The sequence below is a fragment of the Kribbella steppae genome (genome assembly GCF_004342025.1).
In the GTDB taxonomy this organism is placed as follows: domain Bacteria; phylum Actinomycetota; class Actinomycetes; order Propionibacteriales; family Kribbellaceae; genus Kribbella; species Kribbella steppae.
In genome coordinates this window covers 491,658-510,507 of the sequence record NZ_SLWN01000003.1, presented here as the reverse complement: position 1 = coordinate 510,507, position 18,850 = coordinate 491,658, and the positions used below count along the sequence as shown (strand labels likewise).

Sequence of the window (18,850 nt, the reverse complement as noted above, 5' to 3'; positions counted from 1 at the left end):
ACCCAATCGGGTCCATATTGTGTCTTCGGTTCCCACTATCCGAGACAGCCGATCTCAGCTGTGCCGGGCCCGGAAGGTCCGTCGGTACGCCGAGGGCGAGGTGTGCAACTGCTTGGCGAAGTGGTGCCTCAGCGTGACCGGGGTGGCGAACCCGGCGGCCAGCGCGATCTCCTCCACCGGCGCATCCCCAGTCTCCAACATGGTCAGCGCCGCCTGGATCCGCTGGGCGATCAGCCACTTGCCCGGCGTCGTCCCGGTCGCCTTCGCGAAGTGGCGCAAGTACGTCCGCGGCGACAGGCCCGCCTGCTTGGCCAGATCGGGTACGCCGATCGGCTCGGCGAGATGTTCGAGCGCCCAGCCGAGGCTCTGGGCGACTGAGGCGTCGTCGGGGTCGGGCGGCACCGGGGATTCGATGTACTGCGCCTGGCCGCCGGACCGATACGGCTGGATCACCAGTCGCCGGGCGATCGCGTTCGCCACGGCCGCACCGTAGTCCTTGCGGACCAGGTGCACGGCCAGGTCCAGCCCGGCGGCACAACCCGCACTGGTGAGTACGTCGCCTTCGTCGGTGTAGAGCGGCTCTGGATCCACGACGATCTTGGGGTAGCGCTCACGTAGGAGGTCGGCGTACCTCCAATGGGTCGTGGCACGGCGGCCGTCGAGCACGCCGGCGGCGGCGAGTGCGAACGCGCCCGAGCAGATCGAGACGATCCGGGCGCCGCGGCGGTGCGCCTTCTGCAGCGCGGCGATCAGTTCAGGGGAGGTCTCGCCGCGCGGGTCCACGACGCTCGGGATGACGACCGTGTCCGCCGCGGCGAACTCTTCCAGTCCGTACGGGCTGCTCATCGTGGCGCCGCCGAGCACGCGGATCGGGTCCGGTGTCTCGGTGCAGACCTTCAGCTCGTACCAGGGCTCGTCGATATCCGGCCAGGCCAGCCCGAACACCTCGATCACGATGCCGGCTTCGAAGGCCGTCATCCCGTCGTACCCGAGCACTGAAACGCTGCGTTGACCCATGTGTCACTATCTTAGCGATAGTCGTCGTACGCGCCACTTCTGCGGTGGGGAAGATCCTCGGACGATGGAGTCATGTTCCAGGGATTGAAGGACTTCGCAGCAGGAATCCACGCCGCCGCGGCCGTCCGTCACGGCGTCGAGCCGCCGGCCGAGGCACTCACGAACGGTCGTCGCGGCGGAGCTCGAGCATCCGCATCAAAGGCGTCGCAGCAACGCCGTGAACAACCACGCTCAGGACGACGGTGAAGCCGACGGTCGCCCATAACCACGGCAGGTCGGTGCGGAAGTCGGCGCCGGCGTACGCCAGATAGAACACCGATCCGACGCCCCTGACCCCGAACGCCGCGGTCACCCACCGCTCGGAGTGCCGCATCGGTGTCCCGGCCAGGGCCACCCAGGCGGTCAAGGGCCGGATCACCAGCACCAGCAAGAGCCCGATCGCGGCACCGGCGAGGGTCAGCGGCGCGAGCAGCCCGCCCGTGATCGCCACCCCGAGCAGCAGCAGGATCCCCCACGTGAGGATGTGTTCGAGCTGCTCGATGAACCCGTGCAGTTCCTCGTGGAAGTCGTGGTTCCGTTCGGCCGCACGCAACACCAGCGCGGCGACGAACACCGCGACGAAGCCGTAGCCGTGCAGCACCTGGGCGAGACCGTAGACACCCAGCGTCATCGCCAAGGCCAGCACGGGTTCGCGAGAATCCGCCAGGCGAAAGGTGCGCGAGGGCGCGGAGAAGGCCATCTTGCCGAGCAACCAGCCCACGCCTACGCCGACCGCGACTCCGATCACGGTCCGGCCGATCAGGTCCCAGGCGAACCACTCGAGCGCCCAGTCGCCGACAGCGCCCTTGGTCACCGCGAACACCGCGGCGTACACGAAGGGAAAGGCCAGTCCGTCGTTCAGGCCCGCCTCCGAGGTGAGCGCGAAGCGGACCTCGTCGTCTTCTTCCGGCTCGGCGCCCGCACCGGTCGTCGGCCCTTGCACCTGGACGTCCGAGGCCAGCACCGGGTCGGTCGGAGCGAGGACGGCACCGAGCAGCAGGGCGGTCGCCGGCGCCAGCCCGAGCAGCCACCCGGCGCCGGCGACGGCGGCGATACAGGCGGGCATGGCAACCAGCAGCAGACGCCAGGTCACGTTCCAGCGGCGCCATCCGATCGGCCGGTCGATCGCCAGGCCGACGCCCATCAAGGCGACCAGGATCGTCAGCTCGGCGAAGTGCTCGGCGAGCTCGGGTTCGGCGATCGGGCTGAGCCGGGTGCGGTCCACGGCCAGGCCGAGCAACAGGCCGGCGCCGACGAACGCGATCGGCGCGGAGATGGCGTACCGGCGGAGCAGGCGTGGCAGGACGGCACCCAGCAACAGCGCCAGCCCCGCCACCAGGTACAGGCCGTCCCCGTCGATGTTCATGGTGACGCCCTAGTGCCCAGATCCGGCCGCATCTACCGGAGACGGTGGGTTGCGCCGGGGGTGTGGGTCGGGAGGGACTTGCGGGGACCGTAGCGCGGGTGGCCGATGCCGGTCAGCTCGAGGAGGCGCTGGACGCGGAAGCGGTGACCGCGGTAGGGCTCGATGAGTTCGGCGCAGCCGTCGTCGTCGAGTTCCTCGCCGATCAGGGCGTACGAGACATCCCGCGACACGTGATAGTCCGCGAACGAGAAGGCGTCCGCGTCACCATGCGCCCGCTGCCGCACCTCGGCGGCCGTCCACACCCCGACGCCGGGCAACGACCGCAGCCGCCGCTCGATCTCCGCCGAGTCGGTCAGCTCCAGCGTCCGCTCCAACGCCTTGGCCCGCGTCGCGGCCGTGATCACGACCCTCGACCGGCGGCCCTCCACGCCGGCCCGCAACCACTGCCAGGAGGGGATCACCCGCCACTCCTCCGGCGATGGCGGGACCATCATGATGCGTCCGTCCGGCGGCTGCGGTCCTGGCGCCGGCTCGCCGTACTCGCGGAGAATCACCCGCCACGCCCGGAACGCTTCCTTGCCGGTGACAACCTGCTCGATCCCCGCGGCGGCCATCGCCTCGAACACAGCCCGCGTCCGCGGCACCCGCACATGCGGGAACCGCCGCGCCGCATCCACCAGCACCTTGTGCTCCGGCAACGGCTCGAACCCGTCCCAGCTGTCCGCCTCCCCCAGCAACTCCGGCACCCCATCCAGCGCCCACCCAGCTCCAGGCCCCCACGCCTCCGCCTCCACCTCCCCATTCGAGGCGTACGGCGTCAGCCGCAACAGCACCGGCCCCTCCGGCGTCCGCGTAGCCCGCCACACAGTCCGCCGTACCGGATCGAACACATACGCCGGATCCCCCGGCCCCTTCCGCAACCCCCCAATCACCGAATGCGGATCCACCACCCGCCCAGCCCGCCAAACCCGCACTCCCGAACTCACCCACCAAGTCTTACCCACCCCACGGACAACTAGCGCACGGGTGTCGACACCCCCGCCAGGCGCTCGCGCATCCAGGGGTACGGATCGACCAGCCGTTCTCTGCTGGACAGGGCCTTCTGCACGAGCTCGACGAGTCGGTCGCCCATCACATAGTGACGGCCCTTGGTCTCACCAACAGGCCGAAGCAGTCCCAACTCCGTCAACCTGGCCAGGTCCCGAGTCGCCGTCCGCTGCTCGATCTCGGCCCGGCGAACATAGGTCGACCGGCGGATCCGGAAACCGAGCGAGGCGTCGAACAGCTCGTCGGCGACCCGTTCCGGCAAGCCGAACTGCTCGATCAGTTGGTCGAAGGCCAACCACAACTTGCCCGCCTCGCGATAGCGCCGCCGGACGGTCTGGGCCTGGATGTGGTGGGCGCGCAGGTTGAACTTGATCCACAACGCGGACGACCGCTCTGGATGCCAGGCTCCGGCACCGGTCGCGGCCAGCACGCGGTAGTAGTCCTCGGTGTTGCTGCCCAGCCACTCCTCGATACTCGAGAATGCCGGCTCACCGATGCCGCCTCGCGAAAGCACCAACGTCTGCAGGGCCCTCGCCATCCGCCCGTTGCCGTCGCGGAACGGATGGATCATCACCAGGTTGAGATGTGCCATCGCCGCATGGACCAGAGGGTCGACCACTCCGTCAGTGGCCAGCGCCTCCATGAGTTCCGCAACCAGACCTGGCACTTCCTCCGCCGGCGGACCTTCGTAGACGTTCTCCCCCGTCGTCTCGTCATGGACGTAGACAGTGCCCTGCCGGTAGCTGCCCGGACTCTTGGCCAGGTCGTGACTCAACATCATGAAATGCATGCCGCGGACGGCGGACACGTCCAGCCGGAAGTCGTCGTCCTTCGCCATCGCCAGGACATACCCGAGCGCTTGCCGGTAGCCCCGGATCTCGGCGAAGGTCCGCTGGTCGGCACTCAACGCTTCCTCGTCGTCGAGCGCGGCCGCAGCATCGTCCAGCTCGACGTCGTACCCCTCGATGCTGTTCGAGCCCTGGATGGCCCGGGCCAGCATGCTTCGGCGCAGACCGCCGACCCAGCGCCGTGGCATCCGTAGGACGTCGGCCAGCTCGGACCGGAACGCGTGAATCTGCTCCAGGACCTCCTGATCCTCGAGATCGGGTTGCGGCGTGCTGAAGATCGTCATTCGTGTCCTAATGTCTCAATTCTTAGGACATGATACTGCCGATGTCCTCTTGATTGCGACATCGAGACAGCGGGCGCATGACAGGCTGATACTGAGGCATGACTGGGTGGCAGTGGGTGAAGGTGGTGGGGAACTGCCTGAATCTGTCGACGCTCGTCGGGTTGCTGGTGGGGGTGATCGGGCGGGCTCGGTTCAGTTGGGGGCCTCGGGGGTTGGTGTTCGCGAACGGGTACAAGATCCCGTTCCCGGTCGCGGGGGCGTTCACGGTCGGGAATGTGGTGCTCAGCAAGCATGAGCGCGCGTACTTCGACGACGAGGCGCTGGTGCGGCACGAGGAGCGGCACTCGTGGCAGTACTTCTGCCTGATCGGGTTGCTGTTGTGGCCGATGTACGTCGTAGGGGTCGTCGTCTCGTGGTTGCTCACCGGGGACCCGGCGTCGCGGAACCCGTTCGAGCGGCTCGCGAACCTCAAGGACGGCGGGTACGCCGAGCGGCCGATCCAGTCGTTCGGTCAGACGCTGACGCAGACGTTCAGCGGGCGGCGATCGCGTCCGAAAGCGCAGTGAGCACGGTCACCACACCGGTCGGGTCGTCCACCACGATGTCCGCGGCCTCGATCAGCTCGGTCGCGTTCGAGGAGCGGGTGGCCAGCAGTACGGCGCGCAGACCGGCCTTGCGCTGCTCCTCGATCGCCCGGTACGCCGCCAGGTCGCCAAGGTCATCACCGGCGTACAGGATCGACTGGGCACCGGTGGACTCGAGCAGGCGGCGCAGAGCGACTCCCTTGTCGATACCCGGCGGCCGCAGCTCCAGCACCAGGTTGCCCGGCTCCAGCCGCAGCTCTGTCGACTCGGCCAGCTCCGTCAGCGGCGTACGCAGTCTCTCGAACGCACCGACCGGATCGGGCAGCCGACGGGTGTGGACCGCCAGCGAGCTCTCCTTGTCCTCCACGAAGGCATCAGGGACCCCGAGCTCCTGCAGCAACTCGGGAAGCCTGGAGCGCGCTTCGGCGACGCCGGCCGGCACCGGGTCGCTCGTCACCTTCCCGGTCGCCGCCTCCCACCGCTCCAGCCCGTAGTGCCCCAGTACGACGAGACGCCCGAGACCAGGGTGGCCAGTGACACCGGTGAGCTCGGTAGCGACCAGGGCCGGGCGACCGGTGACGATCGCGACCTGTTGCACCGAGGCGGCCAGCCGGGCCAGTGCGTCGAGAGCGCCCTCCTCCGGGCGAGCCCGGGCCGGGTCCTCGACCAGTGGGGACAGGACGCCGTCGAAGTCCGTCGAGATCACCGCGGTGGCCGGGTCGGCGACGATCGCCTCCCAGCCCTCACGACCGGCTTCGGTCTGGATGGTCGGAGTACTCATCCGGCGTAGTCCGAGGTGAGGATCACGGTGAGGCGGTCCTTCTTCATGTTGTCCAGCGCGCCCTTGGTCCGGCCGATGCCGAGGTCCCGGGCGAGCTGGTTGGCGGCGGCGAGCATGCCCGGCGGGTAGTAGACGGTGCTGCCGGCGATCTTGCCGCGCCAGTTGTCGGCACCGGCGACGGTCCAGCCGGCCTGCCGCGCGCGGCCGGCGACCGAGTCGGCCAGGCCCTTGCGCACAGTGTTGTTGTAGATCTCGACCGCCGGACGCTGCGCCGGCGGGATCGTGGTCGGCTGCGTCGCCGGCGGCTGAGTAGCCGGGGGCTGCGTGGCAGGAGTCGCGGTCGTCGGCTCTGCGGTCGGCTCACTCGTCGGCTGCGCAGTCGGTGTCGGTGTGGTGCTCGCAGCGGTCGGCCTGGGCACGCTGGCGCCGACCGTCGACGGCGCATCGGTCGGCTTCGGCGACGGGGTACTCGTCCCGGCCCCCTCGTCCGCGGTGCTGTCGTCGCCACGGGTGCCGAACAGCACCAGCAGTCCGGCGACGATCGCGACGACGGCGAGCACTGCGACGAGGGACGAGAGGACCTGGCCCCTGTCGTCCGTCGGGCGGGGCATCTTCAGACCTCGATACCCAAGCGGCGTGCGGAGCGGGCTCGCTGCCGGGCGGCGCGCAATCGGCGCAGCCGTTTCACCAGCAGCGGGTCGTGAGCAAGCGCCTCGGGCCGGTCGATCAGCGCGTTCAGCACCTGGTAGTACCGGGTCGCGGACATCTGGAACTGATCCCGGACCGCCTGCTCCTTGGCGCCGGCGTACTTCCACCAGTGCCGCTCGAAGGCGAGGATCGCGCCGTCACGCTCGGAGAGTCCGGCCATGCCCAGCTCCCCCGCCCCACCGCCCCGGTCGGCAGTTGGCGACGCAGCTTCGGCGGGGCCGGGGGAGCTGGCGTTGGCGCTGTCCATCTGCTGATGACTCCTGTGCGGTCGGTGATCGTCCGTCCGCGCTCCACTGTACGTGCTGAACAACAGCGATGTCATTCACCGGTCAGGCGACACGGAACGTGTCGTCAGGCGGACTCCCGGACGCGCCCACTCTGGCAGGATCGAGGGGGTGAGCTCAACTCTCTCCAGCGTGGCGCTGGTAGAAGAGCTGCAGGCCAGGAGCCGTGAGGTGGACCCGCTGGTCAACGCCATCTGCACTCCCAATCCCGCCGCTCTCACCCATGCCGCCCAACTCGACACCGAGCGTGACGAAGGTCGAGTCCGTGGCCCGCTGCACGGCGTCCCCGTCCTGGTCAAGGACAACATCGACACCGCCGACCTGCCGACCACAGCCGGCTCGCTGATCCTGGCCGACCAGCCGCCACCACCGGAGGACGCTCCGCTCGTACGGCGGCTGCGTGAGGCCGGCTGCGTCGTCCTGGGGAAGTCCAACCTGAGTGAGTGGGCCAACTTCCGCGGCTCGGCGTCCTCCTCCGGTTGGAGCGCGTACGGCGGCCTGACACGCAACCCGTACGCGTTGAACCGCTCTGCCGGCGGCTCCTCGAGTGGATCGGGCGCAGCGGTCGCCGCAGGCCTGGCGGACTATGCCATCGGGACCGAGACCAACGGATCGATCGTCTGCCCCGCCGCACTGAACGGCATCGTCGGCCTGAAGCCCACAGTCGGGCTGATCCCGCAGCGGGGCATCGTGCCGATCTCTCACTCGCAGGACACCGCTGGGCCGATGACCAGGACGGTCACCCAGGCTGCAGCTCTGCTGACCGTGCTGACAGGCGGCGGCACCGACTACACCGAGCACTGCCGTGGTACGGACCTCAGCAACGTGCGCATCGGCGTGCCGAGGGGACCGCTGTGGGGGTACTCCCCTGGGCTCGATCAGGCCACCGAGCACGCGCTGGGGATCCTCAGCCAGTGCGGGGCCACGTTGGTCGACCACCTGTCGCTACCGACACCTGGTGGCGAAGAGGACCAGTTGCAGGTGCTCGCGCATGAGCTGAAGGTCGATCTGGCGGCGTACCTGGCTACCCGCGCTCCGGGCGGCCCGCGCACGCTGGACGATCTGATCGCTTTCAACAAAGAGCATGCGGACGTCGAGCTCGAGTGGTTCGGCCAGGAGCTGTTCGAGAGGGCCGCGGCCACCGAGGGCCTCGACGCCCCGATCTATGTGGCTTCCCGGCTGACCGCACTCCGGGCCGGCCGGGACGGCATCGACAATTTGCTCCGGGACAACCAACTGGACGCTCTGGTTACCCCGTCGTACTCGCCGGCCTGGACCATCGACCTGGTCAACGGCGACCACGTACTCGGCAGCTCGTCCTCCCACGCCGCCCTGGCGGGCTATCCGCTGCTCTCGCTGCCCTCCGGACTGGTCGCCGGACTGCCGGTCGGGATCACCTTCAGCGGTACCGGCCGGAGTGATGCCACGCTCATTCGCTTGGCTCACGCCTTCGAAACCGCGAGAATCACAGCAGACGGACCGTTCCCGACCCCGGAGTTCACACAGTGGGTGTAGATCGCGTCAGGTGGGGCATAGTTGCTACTGGCAACATCTCCACGTCGTTCACGAGGGATCTGAAGCTACTACCCGACGACGCCGTGGTGACCGCCGTCGCGTCCCGTTCCCAGGGCAACGCCGACCGATTCGCCGCCGAGTTCGGCATCGAGCACGCGTACGACGACTATCGCCGGCTGCTCGATTCCGGCACGGTCGACGTGATCTACATCGGTACACCACACCCACAGCACTACGCGGTCGCCCGGGCCGCCCTGCAGGCCGGGATCGCGGTCCTGTGCGAGAAGCCGGTCACGCTGACCGCACAGCAGGCGCGGGACCTGATCGCGGTCGCGGCCGAGCACAAGACGCTGTTCGCCGAGGCGATGTGGATGCGGACCAACCCCGTCATCCAGGCGTACTTCGCCGATCTGGCCGGCGGTGTGATCGGCGAGCCGCAGCAGGTCGTCGCGGACTTCGCCTTCCACAAGCCGTCGCTGCCCGCCCGCCTGCTCGACCCCGCGCTGGGCGGCGGCTCGCTGATGGACGGCGGCATCTACCCGATGACGTTCACCTACATGGCGCTCGGTCGACCGGCCGAGGTGAAGGCGGTCGGCTCGCTCAACGAGGACGGCGTCGACCTCAACGTGGCGATGGCCTGGCGGTACGACTCCGGCGCGGTCGCCGCCCTGACCAGCGGCCTGCGCTCGCAGAATCCGTGGACAGCCGCGGTGAGCGGTCCGGACGGCAGCCTGTTGCTTCCGCACCGCTTCCACCATCCTGAGTACTACGTGCGCAGTACGGCGTCCGGTCAGGAGCGGATCGACGTACCGACGCATGGGCTTGGGTACCACTATGAGGCGGGGGACGTGATGCGTGCGCTGCGCGACGGACTCGTCGAGGTTCCGACACTGCCGCATGCCGCGACGATCGAGATCCTCGAGCTGCTCGACGAGACCCGTAGACAGATCGGGGTCAGGTACCCCGGTGACAACGAAGACCTGGGTGGATAACAGCAGATGCCGAACGGACGTAGTTCCTTCGTAGTGGTGGCCAATCGCCTTCCCGTCGACCGGATCGAGATGCCCGACGGCAGTACTGCGTGGCGGCGGAGCCCCGGCGGGCTCGTGACCGCGCTGGCACCGGTGATGCAGGGTCACCACGGTGCCTGGATCGGCTGGACCGGCAGCGCCGACGAGAAGGTCGATCCCTTTGACAACGACGGCATGCACCTGGTCCCGGTGATGCTGACGGCCGAGGACGTCCAGCTGTACTACGAGGGCTTCTCGAACGCGACGCTCTGGCCGCTGTACCACGACGTGATCGTGGCACCGGAGTTCCACCGGGAGTGGTGGGAGTCCTACGTCGCGGTGAACCGGCGGTTCGCCGAGGCCGCCGCGGACGCCGCCGAGGACAACGCCGACGTGTGGGTGCACGACTACCAGCTGCAGCTGGTCCCGGCGATGCTGCGCCGGCTGCGTCCCGACGTACGGATCGGGTTCTTCCTGCACATCCCGTTCCCGCCGACCGAGCTGTTCGCGCAGATGCCGTGGCGGCGGCAGATCCTGGACGGGCTGATGGGTGCGGACCTGGTCGGCTTCCAGCGACCCGGTGCCGCCTCGAACTTCGCCCGGCTGGCCCGCAACCGGATGGGCCTGCGCACCCGCGGCGACCGGATCCACCTGCCCGACGACCGGATCGTCCGGGCCAAGGCGTTCCCGATCTCGATCGACGTCGGCGAGCTGGAGAGCCTGGCCCGCCAGCCTGAGACCGAGGTCCGCGCCGCGGAGATCCGCCGGGAGGTCGGCGACCCCGCCCACATCCTGCTCGGCGTCGACCGACTCGACTACACCAAGGGCATCCGGCAGCGGATGCGCGCGTTCGGCGAACTGCTGGACGAGAAGCGTGTCTCGGTCGACGACGCGGTGTTCGTCCAGGTGGCGACACCGTCGCGCGAGCGGGTCGAGCAGTACCGCGTGCTGCGGGACGAGATCGAGCTGCTGGTCGGCCGGATCAACGGTGAGCACGGCCGGATCGGTACGCCGGCCATCAACTACCTGCACACGTCGTATTCGCGGACCGAGATGGCCGCCCTGTTCCGGGCCGCCGACGTGGCCGTGGTGACGCCGCTGCGTGACGGCATGAACCTGGTCGCCAAGGAGTACGTCGCCTGCCGGTACGACGACACCGGCGCACTGGTGCTGAGCGAGTTCGCCGGCGCCGCGGACGAGTTCCGTCAGGCGTTCCTGGTGAACCCGCACGACATCAACGGGATGAAGGACACCATCGTCGACGCGATGAACACCGACGACCGCCAGCTCGGCCGCCGGATGAAGGCGATGCGCAAGCACCTCGCCCAGCACGACGTGAACGTCTGGGCCGCGAGCTTCCTGAAGGCACTGCATGACGAAGACTGACGGCCCGGTGCTCGCACTCGATCTCGGTACGTCGTCTGCCCGCGCACTGGTGCTGTCGGCCGCCGACGCCACGCCCGTCCCGGGAGCGTTGGCGCGATACAAGATCTCGCCGACCTACGCGACCGGAGGCTCGGCGACGCTGGACCTGCACGAGTACGTCGAGGGGCTGCTCGGCTGCGTGGACGAGCTGCAGCAGAACGGGCACCTGAACGACATCGGCGCGATCGTGATCTCCTCACAGTGGCACTCGATCGTTGCCCTGGACAACAGGGGCACGGCGCTGACGCCGGTGATCACCTGGGCGGACACCCGGTCGGTCGAGCTGGACCTCGGGCCGTCGTTCGACGAGCACGCGTTCCATGCCCGCACGGGGTCCTGGCTGCATCGGCTCTACTGGACGCGGCGGATCCCCTGGTTGCTGTCCGAAGGGTCGCCGGCCGGCTTCGCGGGTCTGCCGGACCTGGTGCTGGAGCGGCTCACCGGCGAGCGGGTCACGTCGGTGTCGATCGCGTCCGGGACCGGCACGCTCGACCTCGCCCGCGGTGAGTACGACGAGGAAGCGCTGGAGATCGCCGGCGCCAAGGCCGAGTTGTTGCCGCCGATCGTTCCGACCGGGTGGACCGGCTTGTTGTCGTCGGAGTTCGGACGCCGCTGGCCCGGGCTGGTCGGCGTACCGGTGCATCCGCCGACCGGTGACGGCGCCGCGTCGAACGTCGGTTCCGGCGGGTACGACGACACGACGGCAGCGGTGACCGTGGGGACGTCAGCCGCCGTACGGGTGGTGCATCCGATCGCCGACGCCCCTGAGTTGCCGTGGGAACTGTGGCGTTACCGGGTCGACGACGAGAGTGCGGTGACCGGGATGGCGTTCTCGGCCGCGGGCAATCTGCATGCGTGGCTGACCGGCGTACTGCAGTTGGACGAGGAGCACCACGAGCCGACCGGTGTCGAGATCGGGGCGTCGCGGGTGATCGCGATCCCGTTCCACGCCGGGACACGACCGCCGGCAACGGTACCGAGCGGGTCGGGGGTGTACTTCGGGCTGTCGTTCGACGACACCGGTGAGGACCTGCTGGCTGCCTCCCTGCAGGGCGCATCGCTCGAGATCGATCGTGGGCTGCGGATGCTGGATTCGCTCTTCGGGCGTGAGCTCTCGGTGGTCCTGGGCGGTGGCGGAATCGACGCATCCGCCTGGTGGCGCCGCTGCCTCACCGCGACCTTCGCCCGGCCGACGACGGTCTGCGCGGAGGCCGAGGTCGGTGCGCGCGGTGCCGCCGCCGTGGCGCTCGGTTTGTGGCCCGAGCCGGGTGGCGAGCACCTGAAGCCGGTCGAGGCCGAGGTGGAGCGGGTCGCAGCCTTGCGGCCCCGCTACGCGGCCCTTCGAGAGCTGGCTGTCCAAGCTTCGGCGCTCTGATACCGCGTTCGCGGTACGCCGGGGATACGGCTGAAGGACGACGCGGTTCCCTGGCCGGACACGTACTGTGAGGTCATGGGCGCGTTCTCGCGATGGTGCCGGGACCTGCGGGTACCCCCGGTACTGCAGGACTGCGGCCTCGCGCTCGTCATCCTCGTGCTCAACATGATCGTGCTCGGCCAGCGACAGCATGGACAGGTCGGGTTGACCGTGTCGGGCGCGTCGCTGGTCATCGCCGCCGCGGTGGCGATGGTGTTCCGGCGACGGGCTCCGGTCGTCGTCCTCGGGCTGACCACGGCCCTCGGGGTCACGTTCACCATCACCCAGCAGGCGAAGAGCCCGATCGGGCTGTTCATGGCGTGCTCGGCGTACATGGTGGTGCTGCAGACGGACCGGCGTACCCGGGCGTCGGCGATCGTGTCCGTGGTCGCGGCCACCGTGGTCGCGGCAGCGGTCTACACCGACGGTGAACTGTTCGCGAACCTGGTGAACGGCCTGGTGGTGCTGTTCGGGGCCGCGATCGGCGAGGCGACCCGGTATCGGCGGGCCTACCTGCAGGAGCTGGAGGAACGCGCGATGCGCGCTGAGCAGTCCCGCGACGAGGAGGCACAGCGGCGGGTGATCGAGGAGCGGTTGCGGATCGCCCACGAGCTGCACGACGTGATCGCTCACCACATCGCGCTGATGAACGTGCAGTCCGGGGTCGCCGCGCATGTCCTGCGCACCCAGCCGGAGGAGGCCGAGCGCGCGCTCAGCCTGGTCCGCGAAGGCGGCCGGACGGTCCTGCAGGAACTCACCGTTCTGCTCGGCGTCCTCCGACGCTCCGGTACGTCGTTGCCGACCGCCCCTACTCCGTCATTGCACGAAGTGGGTGCGCTGGTCGACTCGTTCGCCGCCGCCGGGGTCAAGGTCGACTGGCAACTGCCGGACTCGCTCGGCCCACTCCCCGACGTGATCGAACTGACGGCGTACCGCATCGTGCAGGAGTCCCTCACCAACGTCCTCAAACACGCTCCGGGCGCGGCCGCGAAGATCCGCCTGAGCCGCCGAGCGGGCGCCCTGACCATCGACATCACCAACACCGCCTCGACCCCGGGCCCGGCGGCCGTCCGGACGGCAACGTCGACCACGCCGCCCGGCGCCGGCGCCGCACCCTCCGGGCCTGCACTCTCCGGGGCCAGCCCCTCTGGCGTAGCGCTCTCCTCAACCCCACTCGGCGCCGGCCACGGTTTGCTGGGAATGCGGGAGCGCGTGGAAGCGGTCGGTGGGGAGTTGCGGACGGGCCCCGAGCCCGGTGGCGGGTTCGGTGTCCATGCTGTTCTTCCTCTCGAGACGGGAGTCGTAGGTGACGATCCGGGTGCTGCTGGCCGACGATCAGACGCTGATCCGCAGCGGGTTCCGGGTGCTGGTGAACTCAGCACCCGATTTGGAGGTCGTTGCTGAGGCGTCGAACGGCCGGGAGGCGGTCGAACGGGCCCGGAGCGAGCGGGCCGACGTGATCCTGATGGACATCCGGATGCCGGAGGTCGACGGGCTCGCGGCGACCCGGCTGATCACCGCGGACGAGGCGCTGGCCGGGGTGAGGGTGCTGATCCTGACCACGTTCGAGGTGGACGAGTACGTCTTCGAGGCGATCCGGTCCGGAGCCAGCGGGTTCCTCGGCAAGAGTGTCGAGCCGGCCGAGCTGATCAACGCGATCCGGGTGGTGGCCCGCGGCGACGCACTGCTCTCGCCGAAGGCGGTCCGCGGTCTGATGAACCGTTTCCTGGCCGAGCCGCGGATCGGCCAGGACGTCGGCCCGTCCGCCCTCGACGTCCTCACCGACCGGGAGCGGGAGATCGTCAGCCTGGTCGCTCTCGGGCTGACCAACGACGAGATCGCCGTACGCCTGGTGCTGTCCCCTTCGACCGCGAAGACGCACGTCAATCGCGCGATGGTGAAACTCGACTGCCGCGACCGCGCCCAACTGGTCGTGCTCGCCTACCAGACCGGCTTGGTCCGTCCCGGTACGACGCTGCCGGCCGACGTACCGCAGACGCAGTAGCTCGTACGGCGTCCGCGGTACGTCGAGAAGCCCACGGCTGACCGACGCGGGCTACAACGGCCGACCGGAACGATCGACGGCATGGCTACCTTCCTCTACCGGCTCGGCCGGTTCGCGTTCCGCCGGCGTCGGCTGGTGGTGCTGGTATGGCTTGGTCTGCTGGCCACGGGTGTCGCCGGTGCGGCCACACTCTCCGGTCCGACGTCCGACGCCTTCTCGATCCCGGGGACCGAGTCGCAGCGCGCGGCCGACCTGCTCGGTGAGCGGTTCCCGCAGGCCGGCGCCGACGCGGGGACGGCCCGGGTCGTCTTCCAGGTAGCCGAGGGCCAGAAGCTCACGGACACGGCCAACGCCGCGCAGGTGCGCCAGACCCTGGACCGGATCACCGACGCCCCGCAGGTGGCCAGGGTCCTGGATCCCTTTACCGCCAAGGCGATCTCCGCCGACGGCCGCACCGGCTACGCCCAGGTCACGTACGACGTCAGCGCCCAGGAGGTGACGCCCGAGGCGCAGGAGGCGGTGGCCACCGCGGTCGAGCCGGCGCGCGCGGCCGGCCTCACGGTCGAGTACGGCGGTGACGCCATGCAGGCGCAGGACGAGCAGAGCCTGACCGAGGTGATCGGTATCGGCGTCGCGGCCGTCGTCCTGCTGATCACCTTCGGCTCGCTGATCGCGGCCGGCCTACCGTTGCTGTCGGCAATCATCGGGATCGGGATCGGGGTCACCGCGATCACCGCCGCGACCGGCTTCATGGACATCGGGTCCGGCACACCGATCCTGGCGTTGATGATCGGGCTGGCGGTGTCGATCGACTACGCGTTGTTCATCATGTCGCGGTACCGGCACGAACTGGGCACGGGTCTGGAACCCGAGGAGGCGGCCGGCCGCGCGGTCGGCACGGCCGGATCCGCGGTGGTGTTCGCCGGTCTGACCGTGGTGATCGCGCTGGCCGGGCTGGTCGTCGTCGACATCCCGTTCCTCACCCAGATGGGGTTGGCCGCGGCCTTCACCGTCGTACTGGCCGTTGCGATCGCACTCTCGTTGCTGCCCGCGCTGCTGGGCTTCGCCGGTCGGCGGGTCCTCGGCGGCCGGATCCCGGGCCTGCGGTCCGGCGATCCCGAGGCGACCGGTCGCATGTCCGCCGGGCGCCGGTGGGGACAGTTCGTCACCCGCCGGCCGGTGGCGGTGCTGCTGGTCACAGTGATCGGCCTCGGTGCGCTGGCGATCCCGGCGACCGATCTCGAACTCGGGCTGCCCGACGACAGCACCGCGGCTCCCGACTCCACCCAGCGCAAGGCGTACGACCTGCTCTCCGAGGGCTTCGGTCCCGGGTTCAACGGTCCGCTGATGGTGGTCGTCGACGCGGGCGGGTCGGCCGATCCGCGGACTGCGGCCGCTGCCACGGCGACCGCCGTACGCGGGCTGCCGGATGTGACGATGGTGACGCCGCCGACGTTCAACCCGGCCGGGGACACGGCGTTGCTGACGGTCATCCCGGCCAGCGGTCCGGGGACGACGCAGACGGCCGACCTGGTCCAGGCGATCCGGGCGTTGCCGGAGAACGACAACACCGAGGTGGCCGTCACCGGGGCGACCGGGATCAGCATCGACTTCTCGGACAAGCTCCGCGACGCACTCGTGCCCTACCTGGCGCTGGTGGTCGGACTCGCGTTCCTGCTGCTGATGCTGGTGTTCCGATCGTTGCTGGTACCGCTCAAGGCGACCCTCGGCTTCCTGCTCACGGTCGCGGCGACGTTCGGTGCGGTGGTCGCGGTGTTTCAATGGGGCTGGCTGGCCGGGCTCTTCGGGATCGAGGGGCAGACCGGGCCGGTGATCAGCATGCTGCCGATCTTCCTGATCGGCGTGGTCTTCGGTCTCGCGATGGACTACCAGATCTTCCTGGTCACCCGGATGCGGGAGGAACACGTCCACGGCGCCGAGCCGCGGGCGGCCGTCGTCGACGGGTTCGCTCACGGCGCCCGCGTCGTGACCGCCGCAGCGATCATCATGACCGCCGTCTTCTCCGGCTTCATCCTGTCCAGCCAGACCCTGATCCGCGAGATGGGCTTCGGTCTGGCCCTCGCGGTCGCCATCGACGCGTTCGTGGTCCGGATGACCCTCGTCCCGGCCGTCATGGCCCTCCTGGGCCGCTCCGCCTGGTACCTCCCCCGCTGGCTCAACCGCCTCCTCCCCAACGTCGACGTAGAAGGCGACTCCCTCCGCCGCCGGCTGCCCGAGGCTGATCGCCGCGAACCGGAGCTAGCCGCCCGCTGACCGTCGGTGCAGGCGGGGCCTGCACAGGAAACAGGGGTCTGCGACACGAAATAACCTGTCGCAGACCCCCACTTCCTGTTCAGGCCTCCGCGCCCGGGCCCGATCGGCCGGGCTGAACCGGTTGGGGTGATGGGGGTTACTGACGGGGTGGGGGCTGGGCTGGATCATGGCGCGCATGTGGCGCGAGATGATGAAGTCCAAGGTGCACCGGGCAACGGTGACGCAGGCGGATCTGGACTACGTGGGGTCCTGCACGCTGGACGCGGAATTGATGGACGCGGCCGATCTGTTGCCCGGCGAGAAGGTGGACATCGTCGACATCACCAACGGCAACCGGCTGTCGACGTACCTGATCGAGGGGCCGCGCGGGTCCGGGGTGGTCGGGATCAACGGGGCCGCGGCGCATCTGATCCATCCGGGCGACCTGGTCATCCTGATCGCGTACGGGATGTTCGACACCGCGGAGGCGAAGGTGTTCGAGCCGAGCGTAGTCTTCGTGGACGAGCACAATGCGATCACCCGCATCGGCTCGGACCCCGCCGAGGCGCTGCCCGACAGCGGCACGCTCCGCGGCGACCAACTGCACACCTAGCCATCACCCGGGGCTGAACCGCACACCCCCGCGCGCCGAGATGAGGACTGGTCGACGATGACCGACACGACCGAGACCACCACAGCCGAGACCGTCGAGACCACCGCCGCCGAGGCCACCGCCGAGGCGACCGCCGCCGCGCCGAAGACCGCGTCGCACGACAACGAGCCGAACCCGAAGCTCCGGGCGTTCATGAACTCCGGCTGGGCCGACTCCGAGCGACAGGACGTGACGCTCAGCGACGTCGGGGTGTGGGCGGCGAAGCGGCGGGACGCGCTGTCGCAGGCGTTCCCCGGCGAGCGGCTGGTGATCCCGGCCGGGACGTACAAGGTCCGGTCGAACGACACCGACTTCGTCTTCCGCCCGCACACCGACTACGTCTGGCTGGCCGGCGACCAGACCTCCGACGCGGTCCTGGTGCTGGAGCCGAACGGCACCAGCGGCCACGACTCGGTGCTGTACTTCCGCCCGCGCTCCGACCGCAGCGAGGGAGAGGAGTTCTGGCGTGACCGGATGTACGGCGAACTGTGGGCCGGCCGGCGTCCGTCGCTGACCGAGACCGCCAAGGAGTTCGGCGTCGAGACCCGGCAGGTCGACCGGCTTGCGGACGCGCTCAAGGGCGACGTACCGACCCGGGTACGGCGGGGTGAGGACACGTCGATCGCCTCGTTGCTGAGTGGCGCGAAGACGGACGCCGACCGGGACCGGGAGCTGGCCGCGACGCTGTCCGAGCTCCGGCTGGTCAAGGACCCGTTCGAGATCGAGCAGTTGCGGAACGCGGTCGCGATCACGCACCGCGGCTTCTCCGACGTGCTCGCTGAGATGGACAAGGTCCGCGAGTACGGCGAACGCTGGATCGAGGGCACGTTCTGGCGCCGGGCCCGGGCCGAAGGCAACGACGTCGGCTACACCTCGATCGCCGCGGCCGGACCGCACGCGACCACGCTGCACTGGATCGAGAACGACGGCGCGGTCGTCGACGGCACCCTGATGCTGCTGGACATGGGGGTGGAGAACCGCCAGCTCTACACCGCGGACATCACCCGCACGCTGCCGGTCAGCGGCGAGTTCACCCCGCGTCAGCGTGACCTGTACCAGCTGGTGCTCGACGCGCAGAACGCCGGCATCGATGCGCTCCGGCCGGGTGTCACGTTCCGGACCGCGCACGAGGCCGCGATGGAGGTCATCGTGCACGGCCTCGACGCGATGGAACTGCTGCCGGTGTCGGCCGAGGAGGCACTCGACCCGGAGAGCATGCTCTACCAGCGCTACACCCTGCACGGCGTCAGCCACATGCTCGGTCTCGACGTGCACGACTGCTCGGCCGCGCGCGAGGAGAAGTACCGCAAGGGCGACCTGCAGACCGGGTACGTGCTCACCGTCGAGCCGGGCCTGTACTTCCAGGCCGACGACCTGACCGTGCCGGAGGATCTGCGCGGTATCGGCATCCGGATCGAGGACGACATCCTGATCACCGACGAGGGCGCCGAGAACCTGTCCGAAGCCATGCCGCGCGACATCGAGGGCCTGCAGAACTGGATGGCTTCCTAGCGAGCGGCAAGGACCTTCCCACCAGCTACACCCGGCAGCTCGCCGCCGATGGCGGCGAGCTGCCGGACTGTTGGTGAGCCGAAACTGCCGGAGCTGGTAGTCAACC

The 18,850-nt window shown here is 69.4% G+C and carries 17 protein-coding genes; 10 read left to right on the top strand and 7 right to left on the bottom strand.

Translation table 11 applies throughout. The features are described 5' to 3' along the window. Positions 1-54: 54 nt before the first annotated feature. From EV652_RS11010 to EV652_RS10995, 4 genes are all read right to left on the bottom strand, one after another. Positions 55-1,017: a GlxA family transcriptional regulator gene (locus tag EV652_RS11010; RefSeq protein WP_132208937.1), complete on the bottom strand. Its 963-nt coding sequence runs from the start codon at positions 1,015-1,017 to the stop codon at positions 55-57. 157 nt (positions 1,018-1,174) lie between these two features. Beyond that, positions 1,175-2,422 carry a cation:proton antiporter gene (locus tag EV652_RS11005; protein WP_132208936.1) on the bottom strand — a complete coding sequence of 416 codons (1,248 nt, stop codon included), beginning with the start codon at positions 2,420-2,422 and terminating at the stop codon, positions 1,175-1,177. Positions 2,423-2,454: 32 nt separating this feature from the next. Beyond that, entirely contained in the window at positions 2,455-3,408 is a 954-nt protein-coding gene (locus EV652_RS11000; protein WP_242001688.1) for a DNA-3-methyladenine glycosylase family protein, read from the bottom strand. Positions 3,409-3,437: 29 nt separating this feature from the next. After that, positions 3,438-4,601: a Fic family protein gene (locus tag EV652_RS10995; protein WP_132208934.1), complete on the bottom strand. Its 1,164-nt coding sequence runs from the start codon at positions 4,599-4,601 to the stop codon at positions 3,438-3,440. Between the two features lie 98 nt (positions 4,602-4,699). On the opposite strand from EV652_RS10995, the gene EV652_RS10990 reads away from it, so the two are divergent. Then, complete coding sequence (locus EV652_RS10990) at positions 4,700-5,167, top strand: hypothetical protein (protein WP_132208933.1); 468 nt, start codon at positions 4,700-4,702, stop codon at positions 5,165-5,167. Here EV652_RS10990 and otsB read toward each other — a convergent pair. Genes otsB through napA form a run of 3 tightly spaced genes read right to left on the bottom strand, consistent with a single transcriptional unit; the run spans position 5,133 to position 6,921 of the window. Next, a complete protein-coding gene (otsB, locus tag EV652_RS10985) occupies positions 5,133-5,966 on the bottom strand; it encodes a trehalose-phosphatase (RefSeq protein ID WP_132208932.1) in 834 nt (277 codons plus the stop codon). The two genes, EV652_RS10990 and otsB, sit on opposite strands and share 35 nt — an antisense overlap. Beyond that, entirely contained in the window at positions 5,963-6,577 is a 615-nt protein-coding gene (locus tag EV652_RS10980) for a LytR C-terminal domain-containing protein (RefSeq protein ID WP_132208931.1), read from the bottom strand. The genes otsB and EV652_RS10980 overlap by 4 nt, the downstream gene beginning before the upstream one ends. Positions 6,578-6,579: 2 nt before the next feature. Further along, positions 6,580-6,921 carry a nucleoid-associated protein NapA gene (gene napA, locus EV652_RS10975; protein WP_132208930.1) on the bottom strand — a complete coding sequence of 114 codons (342 nt, stop codon included), beginning with the start codon at positions 6,919-6,921 and terminating at the stop codon, positions 6,580-6,582. A 148-nt stretch (positions 6,922-7,069) separates the two neighbouring features. On the opposite strand from napA, the gene EV652_RS10970 reads away from it, so the two are divergent. From EV652_RS10970 to EV652_RS10930, 9 genes are all read left to right on the top strand, one after another. Continuing rightward, positions 7,070-8,473, top strand: coding sequence for an amidase (locus tag EV652_RS10970; protein WP_242001687.1), 1,404 nt, complete (start codon positions 7,070-7,072; stop codon positions 8,471-8,473). Beyond that, positions 8,464-9,465 (top strand): Gfo/Idh/MocA family protein, encoded by a 1,002-nt coding sequence (locus EV652_RS10965; RefSeq protein WP_132208929.1) that lies wholly within the window; start codon positions 8,464-8,466, stop codon positions 9,463-9,465. The genes EV652_RS10970 and EV652_RS10965 overlap by 10 nt, the downstream gene beginning before the upstream one ends. Before the next feature lie 6 nt (positions 9,466-9,471). Beyond that, a complete protein-coding gene (locus tag EV652_RS10960; protein ID WP_132208928.1) occupies positions 9,472-10,869 on the top strand; it encodes an alpha,alpha-trehalose-phosphate synthase (UDP-forming) in 1,398 nt (465 codons plus the stop codon). Next, positions 10,856-12,283, top strand: a complete 1,428-nt coding sequence (locus tag EV652_RS10955; RefSeq protein ID WP_132208927.1) for an FGGY family carbohydrate kinase — start codon at positions 10,856-10,858, stop codon at positions 12,281-12,283. The genes EV652_RS10960 and EV652_RS10955 overlap by 14 nt, the downstream gene beginning before the upstream one ends. A 75-nt stretch (positions 12,284-12,358) precedes the next feature. Beyond that, a complete protein-coding gene (locus EV652_RS10950) occupies positions 12,359-13,726 on the top strand; it encodes a sensor histidine kinase (protein WP_132208926.1) in 1,368 nt (455 codons plus the stop codon). Beyond that, a complete protein-coding gene (locus EV652_RS10945; protein WP_132208925.1) occupies positions 13,629-14,327 on the top strand; it encodes a response regulator transcription factor in 699 nt (232 codons plus the stop codon). The genes EV652_RS10950 and EV652_RS10945 overlap by 98 nt, the downstream gene beginning before the upstream one ends. Positions 14,328-14,408: 81 nt before the next feature. Next, complete coding sequence (locus EV652_RS10940; RefSeq protein WP_132208924.1) at positions 14,409-16,601, top strand: MMPL family transporter; 2,193 nt, start codon at positions 14,409-14,411, stop codon at positions 16,599-16,601. 175 nt (positions 16,602-16,776) lie between these two features. Further along, positions 16,777-17,193, top strand: coding sequence for an aspartate 1-decarboxylase (gene panD, locus EV652_RS10935; protein ID WP_132208923.1), 417 nt, complete (start codon positions 16,777-16,779; stop codon positions 17,191-17,193). Positions 17,194-17,250: 57 nt separating this feature from the next. After that, positions 17,251-18,744, top strand: coding sequence for an aminopeptidase P family protein (locus EV652_RS10930; RefSeq protein ID WP_132208922.1), 1,494 nt, complete (start codon positions 17,251-17,253; stop codon positions 18,742-18,744). Positions 18,745-18,850 lie beyond the last annotated feature (106 nt).